Source organism: Streptomyces sp. NPDC088124, from assembly GCF_040685895.1.
Lineage (GTDB): Bacteria > Actinomycetota > Actinomycetes > Streptomycetales > Streptomycetaceae > Streptomyces.
The window spans coordinates 1-8,457 of the sequence record NZ_JBFBJB010000116.1 but is presented as its reverse complement, the minus strand read 5'-3'; the positions used below and the strand labels follow the sequence as shown (position 1 = coordinate 8,457).

General features: G+C 68.5%; 8 protein-coding genes and 1 pseudogene. 2 read left to right on the top strand and 7 right to left on the bottom strand.

The features are described from left to right. Positions 1-425: 425 nt before the first annotated feature. Together AB0P17_RS42885 and AB0P17_RS42880 are read left to right on the top strand one after the other, a co-directional pair. Complete coding sequence (locus AB0P17_RS42885; protein WP_030749789.1) at positions 426-677, top strand: type II toxin-antitoxin system VapB family antitoxin; 252 nt, start codon at positions 426-428, stop codon at positions 675-677. Further along, the gene (locus tag AB0P17_RS42880; RefSeq protein ID WP_365820500.1) at positions 674-1,090 is read left to right on the top strand and encodes a PIN domain nuclease; all 417 of its coding nucleotides are present in this window, start codon (positions 674-676) and stop codon (positions 1,088-1,090) included. The genes AB0P17_RS42885 and AB0P17_RS42880 overlap by 4 nt, the downstream gene beginning before the upstream one ends. A gap of 325 nt (positions 1,091-1,415) precedes the next feature. On the opposite strand, the gene AB0P17_RS42875 is transcribed toward AB0P17_RS42880, so the two are convergent. The 7 genes and pseudogenes from AB0P17_RS42875 to AB0P17_RS42845 all read right to left on the bottom strand — a co-directional run bounded on the left by AB0P17_RS42875 (position 1,416) and on the right by AB0P17_RS42845 (position 8,115). Continuing rightward, a complete protein-coding gene (locus tag AB0P17_RS42875; protein ID WP_365820498.1) occupies positions 1,416-2,753 on the bottom strand; it encodes a hypothetical protein in 1,338 nt (445 codons plus the stop codon). After that, on the bottom strand, positions 2,750-4,726 hold the full coding sequence (locus AB0P17_RS42870) for a hypothetical protein (RefSeq protein ID WP_365820496.1): 1,977 nt from the start codon (positions 4,724-4,726) through the stop codon (positions 2,750-2,752). The genes AB0P17_RS42875 and AB0P17_RS42870 overlap by 4 nt, the downstream gene beginning before the upstream one ends. Further along, positions 4,723-5,505 carry a toll/interleukin-1 receptor domain-containing protein gene (locus tag AB0P17_RS42865; protein ID WP_365820494.1) on the bottom strand — a complete coding sequence of 261 codons (783 nt, stop codon included), beginning with the start codon at positions 5,503-5,505 and terminating at the stop codon, positions 4,723-4,725. The genes AB0P17_RS42870 and AB0P17_RS42865 overlap by 4 nt, the downstream gene beginning before the upstream one ends. A 322-nt stretch (positions 5,506-5,827) precedes the next feature. After that, positions 5,828-7,081, bottom strand: coding sequence for a helix-turn-helix transcriptional regulator (locus AB0P17_RS42860; protein WP_365820492.1), 1,254 nt, complete (start codon positions 7,079-7,081; stop codon positions 5,828-5,830). Positions 7,082-7,327: 246 nt separating this feature from the next. Then, on the bottom strand, positions 7,328-7,630 hold the full coding sequence (locus AB0P17_RS42855; RefSeq protein ID WP_365820505.1) for a hypothetical protein: 303 nt from the start codon (positions 7,628-7,630) through the stop codon (positions 7,328-7,330). Continuing rightward, positions 7,560-7,727: pseudogene (locus tag AB0P17_RS42850) on the bottom strand (DUF6000 family protein); the annotation flags it as partial. The pseudogene AB0P17_RS42850 and the gene AB0P17_RS42855, both read right to left, overlap by 71 nt. Before the next feature lie 187 nt (positions 7,728-7,914). Beyond that, on the bottom strand, positions 7,915-8,115 hold the full coding sequence (locus AB0P17_RS42845; RefSeq protein ID WP_365820503.1) for a CPCC family cysteine-rich protein: 201 nt from the start codon (positions 8,113-8,115) through the stop codon (positions 7,915-7,917). Positions 8,116-8,457 lie beyond the last annotated feature (342 nt).

Sequence of the window (8,457 nt, the reverse complement as noted above, 5' to 3'; positions counted from 1 at the left end):
CTGACCTCTGATATCGATGACATGGCCAAACTCTGCGGCGATCGCGTTCGGCTAGTGGGGATCTAACCGCCTTTGACCCCGGTGCTGCCTTCCTGACTGAGACCCGCCGGAATGGGATGTGGACGCCGTACCTTTGCGGGATTGCCAGTGGTGAACGCAGGTCCGGACTGATACCACTGATCGAGATCCGGGCAGCACGGTTGTAGCGGGGGAACGTGGGCTGGCAAGAGGGGATAGCCGACTGTTCTGCCTGGAGCGACTCAGCTCGTACGCCTTCGGGGTCCGAGTGGGGCGCTCAAACTGGAAGCTCAAACCTCCGTAAGGCCTGCCTCTGATCTGTGTCCTCGGCACCCCAGCATCCTGATGTCATTCCTGTCCTAAAATTGATATCATTGCTGGGTTGTCGATCTGCGGAGGGATAACTGGTGGCCAGGACTGTGATCGATCTGGACGACGAGATTGTTGAGCAGGCGATGAGGGTGTATGGCGTGAAGACCAAGGCCGCCGCAGTGCGCGCGGCCATGGAGGACGGTGTGAAGCTGCGGCTGCGCCGGGAGCTGTTCGACGCTATCGACGAGGGAGAGTTCGAGGACGCGTTCGCGGAGATCCGGTCGCAGACCGGGCCGCGGAATTCGGACGGCTCGCTCAAGCGTGAAGGCGGGGCCTCGGCGGCGTGAAGGGGCGCTACCTCATCGACAAGTCCGCGCTGGCCCGTCGGGGCAAGCCGGAGGTGCGGGCGCGGCTGGACGTGCTGGATCGCGACGGACTCCTCGCGGTATGCGCCCCGACCGAGTACGAGGTTCTGTACTCGGCGCGCGGCAAGCCCGAGGCGCTGCGACTGCGCACCCTTCTCCGCGGTTTCGACTATCTTCCCTGCAACGACGAGGAGTTTGAGCGGGCACTGGAGATCCAGAGCCTGGCCCTGAATGCCGGCTTTCACCGGGCACTGTCGCTGGCCGACGTCCTCATCGCGGCAACCGCCGAGCGACACCGGGCCACTGTCCTGCACTACGACAGCGACTTCGACATGATCGCCTCGGTGAGTCAGCTGCGAGCCGAGTGGGTCGTGGAACCCGGCACCGCCGACTGAGCCAGGAACAGGCATGCTACGGCTGAAATTCAGGCCAGAGCTTCGACCATCCGTACACCAGCGTCCCGCCTGGTGGGTAACGCTCCCGGCGGCGGGCCTCCTCGTACTTTGTCGCGAATCCCGTGCTGGGATGGTGCTGGGATGCGCCTACATCTCCGCAGGTCAGACCGACGTGGTGGAGTTCGCTTCAACGTGTAGCGGATGGCACCACCACGTCGGTGATCTAGCAAATGTGGCACCGACCTGCACTGTCTCGGGACGGGAAGGGCTCCCCTGCCGCGGTGTGCTGCGAAGGGGAGCCTCAAAGAGCCGACCGTCTGACGGATCAGTTCCCGTCCTCGTCCCGTGTGCGGGGTTCGGCGGGCCGGTGGGGGCTGTACGAGGGGTCCCAGAGGTGTGGAGACGTCATGTCATCCTCGCCCGTCTCCCACTGGCCTCTGTTCCTTTCGTTTGCGCTGCTTCCCGCCGCCCAGGGCGTGGACGTGTCCGCGCCCGCGTCGGCATCCGGGTCCGTGGCCGTGTCGGTGAAGTTCGAGCCCTCGGGGGCTGGGGAGCGGGGCGGCCAGGGCCCTGTGGTGTCCCCCTCGTACGAGGGCTCGCCCTCTGGCCCCTCGTCGGGGGCCAGGCCAAAGGCCCGCCTAATCTCGTCGGCGGCCTCGTCCAGCCCCTCTGCTTTCAGAAACCGCATCACACGGTGTACCAACACCGTGTACCCGTCCATGTCCGGCTTGAGGCCCGCAGCCGTCAGCAACAGGCGCAGCCGATCCGAGACTCCCACTTCCTCCTCGCGGTCGAAAATCTCCCCTCCAAGGCCACCCTCGCCCCAGGGCGGTCCCCCGACGGTTGCCGCGCTCCGCGCGCCCACGGGCGGAACGAGCAGGTGGAGGAAGAGTTCGGGCACCTCCTCGTCGTTGGCCGCCGCCGCGATCTGCGCGAGCGGGCCGATCATGTGGACCGCCTTTTCGATCTCGTTCTCATGGCGGGCCAACCACCACACCACCGCGCTGCCCGCGCTCTTGAGTACGTCGTCGCCGAGGTAGCGCCGCTTGTTGCGCTCGTGCTGGCGCTCGTACTCCCAGATCTCCTCGTCCTTGCGAAGATCGTTCAGCTTCCGCAGGCGCTCGCGGTCGGCGGGGGCGAGGGTCAGCGTCACATCGGGCGCCAGAGCCATCACCCGTCCGCTCCGGTCCGGGAGCGGTACGCCCAGCTCCGCCTCCAGGAGATACCGCGCGACACCGGCCCGGCCGGGCTCCTCGCGGCGGACGATCTCCAGGGCCCGGCTGACGACCGAGGAAACGGCGAGGGCAGGGGTGGCGACGTCGGGCCGGTCGGCGTGGTCGGGGACCGGCCTCCACCACACGGTGGCGGAGAAGAGGAAGTCGTAGCCGTCCGTCGCGCTCGGCAGCGCCGCGTCGATCACCCGCGTCTCCTGGTAAGGCTGCTCCACCGGCGCCGCGGGCGGCTCGGGTTCCTCAGGCTCGTACGGGTCGGCCGACGCGCGGTCACCGCTGAGCACCGTCATCACGAGCAGCAGGGAGCCCGAGGCCGTGACCATGGACATGAAGCCCCACAGCCACGCCGACCAATGCAGGAGGTTTCCGAGCACAGCCGGTGCGAGGCTGCAGAGAGCGACGAACAACAAGCTGGAAAAACGGTGTCTCATCGTGCCTCTTCCGTGGTTCGTGGTCCGGTGTCCGCACGCTCCGTACGGCCGTACTGCACCTGGTCGATGTACTGCCAGAAGAGGGCGGCGACCGCTGCCTGGGACGGGTGGAGCGCGGATCCCGCCCAGTCGCAGGCGATGGTGTAGAGGCGGTGGAGGGCAGCCGTGCCGCCGTGTGTCGCCCCGACCATCACGTCCAGCGCCATCTTTCGCGTGCTGTCGTCCGCCGCGGCGTTCAGCCAGCTGCTCACCAACGGGTTCCAGAGCTCCGTCGGCGGCTGGGAGAACACTGTCTCCCAACCCAGGAACAGGTCCGGCCACGGTGGCGGGTCCGGTGCCCGGTCGCTCCGCAACAGCTCCGTGAGGAGCTGGAGATGAGGCTCCGCCCCGTGCGGCTCCCGGCGCGCCCGGTCCCGCAAGCGGTCGATCAGCAGCCGGTAGAGCCTGCGGTCGCGGCCGGAAAGGTCGAGAAGCGCCTCCCGAGCCTCGCGCGCCGCCTCCCCCTTCCGTACGGCGAGGTAATGGAGTCGCACCATCGCCTGATCCGGGTGTGTCGCGCCGAGGCTCTGGAGGCAGGCACTGGTCAGGACGCGGACGAGACCGTTCGACAAAGGGCCGGACCTCACGCACTCGTATATCCGCCTGCGGAACCATCCCCCGAATCTCTCGTGACTGAGACCGAGTTCGAGGGCGGCCACGGCTCGCGGATCGCAGGACGCCCCGGTCGCGCTGTCCGCCCAGCGGACCACAAGGTCGAAAAGGTGGTCGGGCCGCCCGACGGCCAGGGCTCGTTCGCCGAAGCGGACGACAACGTTCACCCGGTCGTCGGTGGTCAGACCGCGCAGCCCGGCGGCGCGGCCGATCCAGTCCCTGAGGTCGTCGCGCGTCCCGGGGAAGTTCGCCCAGAAGTACGTCCGTACCGCGTCGGCGTAGGCCAGCCGTTCGAAGTGGAGCCGTCCGTCCGGATCCCGCTCGATTCCGAGTGCCGCCAATCGCTCCCCGAAATCCGTTCCCGCGAGCTCGGTCGTCGTCTCCTCCTCGTGCCTCACCGTCTTCAGCAGACCGTGCCACGCCTCGTAGACCGTGTCGGCGCGTGCCTTTTCGAACATCGCCGTCGCGAGCAACAGGGCCCGCTCGGGCGCGGTCCGGACCGTGGCCACCTGTCGGCCCACCTCACCGGCACGGTCGGTCGCCGCGTGCAGCGCCTGGTCGAGCCATCCCGCGAAGTCGGCGCCGAACCGGCCGCTGTCGCGAGCGGCTCTCACCAGCCCCGCGAGCCGCGCCAGTTCCCGCATGGGGGAGCGGTCGCACAGGCGCTTGAGGTCAGTGCTTCCCAGGTCCGAGGAGCGGAAGGCCATCCGGTCCATGCGGAGGTAACGGGTGACGACGGCGATGCCCCGGGGGCGCCCCAGCGTCACCGTGTGCGGTTCGAGGTCCGGTGTGTGGGCGTGCTCCATGCCCGACGGCAGGACGACGACCATGTGGGCCCCTGCCTCCTGGACCTGTGACCGGCGCACGGCCAGGCGGCGCTGGGCCTTGTCGTACGTCTCCTCGTCAGCGATTCCAGAGAGGTCGAGGAGGAAACGGTCCCCCATACCGGGAACGAGAGGGTTCTCGTCCTTGCCCGTGACGGGAAGCTCCTCGAACCGGACCCCTTCCTCATCGGTGCCCTCGTCCTCACCGAGCTCGTGCAACAGCATGATCGCCGCGGCGCGGCGGCCGCTGCCGGGTGGCCCTTCCAGCAGCACCACCGATCCGGGCTTCTCCAGACGGTCGGCGGCAACGCGGTAGCCCACCGGCGGAACGAACCGGTAGGCCAGGCGCACCCGGTCCTCGCGGGTGATCCGGAGGGACTCGACCCCTTTGCGGATCATCCAGTCCACGCCGACGCCGTAGAAGACGTACTGGTGCCCGTCGCCGTTGTTCACCGGGCCGCGCGGATTGTTGACGGTGACGCGGTCCTGCTCGGTCATCGTCCGTTGTCCGAGTGCCGGGGCTCGCGCTCGAAGCGCTGGTGGACCGTACCGCTGTTGTCACCCGCGGTGAACTGGACCCTGGTGTTGTCGCCCTCGAAGTGAGGTGCGTTGTACTGATGGCCCCGGCCAGTGTTCACAGGCCCCTGCGGCTCGTTGACGAAGGTGCCGGACAGGTCTCCGTTGAGGTTTCCGATGCCGCCGCGGACGTCCCGCGTCCGCATCCTGGTGTGCTCGGTGTCCCGGGCCGGCTTCTCACGGGGCTTCGCCTCCGCCCGCTCCCGCACCGCACGGGCGTCTCGGTCCACCGCCCCCAGCTCAGGCAGGAGCCGGGCGAGGGTGTCGCCGAGCGCTGTCAGGTCCGATTCAGCGTTGCGGTGGTCGAACCGCCTGTACTGGCAGTCCGCCAGCTCCAGCAGATCGTCCGGAAGGACGGCGCGGTCGATCCTCGTTGCCTTTCCGACGAGCACGGGGATCACCAGGACCCCGCGTTCGAGCGCGGTCTGGATCTCGCGACGGGTCCAGTCCTGCTCGGCTTCGAGGGCGGGGCGGCCGTCAGCCCCCCGCATCTCCGCCCAGCGCGGGCCGATCACGGCGAGGAGAGCCTCGCACTCCTCCACCGCCCTGACCAGTTCCACCGGGAAACGGCGACCGGGCTCGATCGAGTTGCTGGCGAAGAAGATCCGCTCGGCGCCGAACCGATGGATGAGTTCCCGAGCAATCATGGTCGCTGCGGACTCCTCGTCGCCTGTGCGGTAGTTGACGAAGACGTCGGGCATGAAGGTTCCCTTCGTGAGAAGAAGACGCGGTGAACGGGCACAGGGCTGTGGACCGGGGCTCCGGTCCGCCCGGGCCATGAGGTCCCGACCGTGTGAAGGCATGGCTCATCCACGGGAGGGCGTGCGGATGGAGGGGCGACGCCTGGTGCGCCACTGGCTGCGGAAGCAGCCCGAAGAAGCCGGGGGCACGATGCGACGCGTCGAGCGGGGTAATCAGAGGGTCCCGCGGAGGATCGTGGGATCCGGAGGGCCGGAGGGCCGGAGGGACCGGGTAGTCCGGCGAGCCGGGCGGCTCGAGTCCGTGTCGGTCGTGGAACGGCTGTCAGTCGTGCGCGGGGGCGAGTACGCGTGCCAGCGCGGGCTGCAGATCACGTACGGGTCGGCTACTTCGGAACCGGGAGAGTTCCCGTGCGAGACGCCGGACGTCGCTGTTCACCGTCGCCGAGGGCACGGCCGGCATGACTCCCAGGAGATCTCCGGCGATCGCGCACGCGTGCTCCACCTCTCCGGAGGCGGCATGGGCCAAGGACCGGCGGAAGCCGTACCGGGCGCGGGTACGCAGCGCGTGCGGCGGGAGGCGCAAGTACTCCCGGTCGAGTACCTCGGCGGCGGCCTTGGGGCGGCCGAGGTCGTGCAGGCACCAGCCGGTCGACATCGCCGCCGGATCGCTCACATGGGAGGTGCCGATCACGGGCTCGGCGCCATAGCGGGCGTCGTCGCCGGCGAGCAGTTCCCGCGCCCTGTCGAGGCTGCGGAGGCAGTCGACTTCGTTGCCGACGAGCGCGTGCCCCTGGGCCTCCCGTTGGGCCGCGAGTCCCCGGATGCGCGGCGGAAGTTCGCTGCTCTGGGCTCGGCGGGCCAGGGCGACGGTGCCGGCGGCGTCCCCGCCGTACATGGTGACCAGAGCACGTCGCACCAGTGCGTAGGAACCGAGGTACGGGTCACCTCCGGCGCGCGCCAGTTCGGCGGCCTCGCCAGTCCAGCCGAGTGCCGCGTCGCTGTCCCCGGCTTCCTGGGCCATCCAGCCGGTGAACTCCGCGAACCGCGAGGCGAGCAGGAGCGCAGGGGCCCGGGAAGCGGACCGGGCGTCGGCGGCCAGCCCGGCGACCAGGCGGGTCTGCGTCTTTAGCAGGGGCAGCAGGACCTTGGGCGCGGTTGACTGACCGAGCTTCCGCAGCTGGTCGAACTGCATGCGGAAGGAGGGCAGGAGGGCGTCGTCGGTGGAAGTCAGCGCCTGACCGCCGAGTTTCAGGCCGAGGTCGATCAGGGCTCCTGTACCAGCCGAGAGGACCCCCCGGCGCCCGACGAGCCAGCGGCTCGGGCCGGCGGAGGATTCGGCGGCGCCCGAGTCCGAGTCCGTCTCGGGACGGGTGACCAGGCTCTGCAGCTCGCCATCCGCGCCGAGGAAGGCGTCGCACCGCCGGGCCAGTTCGGGGGACGCGGAACGCTCCCCGCGCTCGACCTTGCTGAGGTGCCCCTTGTCATAGTTGAGCGCCACGGAGAACTCAGTCAGAGTCAGCCCCGCTTCTACTCGTAAACGGCGAAGTTCCGGGCCAAAGTGTAAAGTCGTGCTCATCATCAACCTCCCCTTGAACAGTGACTGCGAGAGCCGTCCGCCCTCACGGGAGCCGTCATCCGACGATCACCGGTCGACACGAAACCCGACGGCGAACACCCGCTGTAACTGCATCATTTCGTTTAGCATCCGAAAGTGAGTCTGGCACGACGCGCGCCTGGAGAATCGGGGTTCGGCGGTGTTGCCTGTTGCTTCTTTCGTTCTCCGTTGTTCCCCGTCTGTTCCTTGGGGCGACCGAGGGTCGACTCACAATCGGGACAAAGGTGTTGAGGGTGACAGGATCGTGGCAGGATCCAGTCGTTCACGAAGTCGCAGCGCTCGTCGATCCAGCGGCGTGGGTCGGCCGGGGCGGAGGTGGGGGTGGGCCACTGGTCCCGGAGGCGGTCGGGCTGGGTGAAGCGGGCGGCGTAGGCGGTGCCGAGGTGGCGTCGAGGTGGAAGAGGGCGTCGAGGGAGTCAGCCTGGTCGTACGCAGGTCTGCGCGGGGGAAGTGGCGGTCGAGGTGGGAGGCGAGGTTCTCGGCGTCCGCGTGCGTGCCGAATCGGGCCAGGGCAAAGGCAGTAGCCGCCGCCGGGGAAGCAGAACTCGCTGGACAGGAGCAGGTCGCCGATGTGTTCGCGGAGCGTGGCGCGTCGGCCCGGGCTGATCAGCTAGGCGGGCGCGGGCGGCGTACGAGGCTTCGTCGAGTTGTTGAACGAGGGCCGCGATGGGGGAGCGTCATGAGGCCGCATGGTGATCGCGGCGCCAGAAGGTGGGGAGCCGTCAGCAGGGCACCCGAGTGGTCGTCGGGCCGCGGGACGCGGTCTTCGGCTTCCCAGTCTCGAAGGAGTCGCGTCATGTCGATAGGTCGCCAGGCGGGTCGAGCGGCTCGTCTGCTGCCGCAGGTCGGACGAACCGTCGGCCGCGCTGATCGCAGGTGCCAAAGTCCTGGTAGTTCTGCTGGGCGTCGATCAGGGAGACTTTGTTTGCTCCGCCTCCCATGGTCGGCCAGCGGAACTGGACCTCGTCGTCTTCCCAGAAGCAGGCGGGGTAGATCTCTTACGATCCGGGTATCGCGTTCAGTACGCGGTGCCCGCAGCAGGGACAGGGGTAGCGGTCGCTCACCTGGGCGGTCTCCTTGCCGGTCCCGCCGGTGCGCCATGGATTTCTCGGCCTCCGCCCGCCCAGCCAGTCCGCAGGACACCCGTAAACGGTCGTTGGGAGCCAACGCATGTCAACCAGGAAATCCCAGGTCAGAGTCCTGGACGGGGCTCCGTCGCAGGTCAGGATCAGCCCCCAGGCATTCCGGTTCAACGTCTAGTCGCTGACGTATCACCACGTCGCTGGTCTGGTAAACATGCAGGTCAGTCAGAGAGGGCCCGGCTCTTCGGAGTCGGG

What these genes read in the sequence shown, in the direction of transcription:
- AB0P17_RS42875 (WP_365820498.1), bottom strand. Translation starts at nt 2,753, where the DNA reads ATGAGACACCGTTTTTCCAGCTTGTTGTTCGTCGCTCTCTGCAGCCTC.
- AB0P17_RS42870 (WP_365820496.1), bottom strand. Translation starts at nt 4,726, where the DNA reads ATGACCGAGCAGGACCGCGTCACCGTCAACAATCCGCGCGGCCCGGTG.
- AB0P17_RS42865 (WP_365820494.1), bottom strand. Translation starts at nt 5,505, where the DNA reads ATGCCCGACGTCTTCGTCAACTACCGCACAGGCGACGAGGAGTCCGCA.
- AB0P17_RS42860 (WP_365820492.1), bottom strand. Translation starts at nt 7,081, where the DNA reads ATGAGCACGACTTTACACTTTGGCCCGGAACTTCGCCGTTTACGAGTA.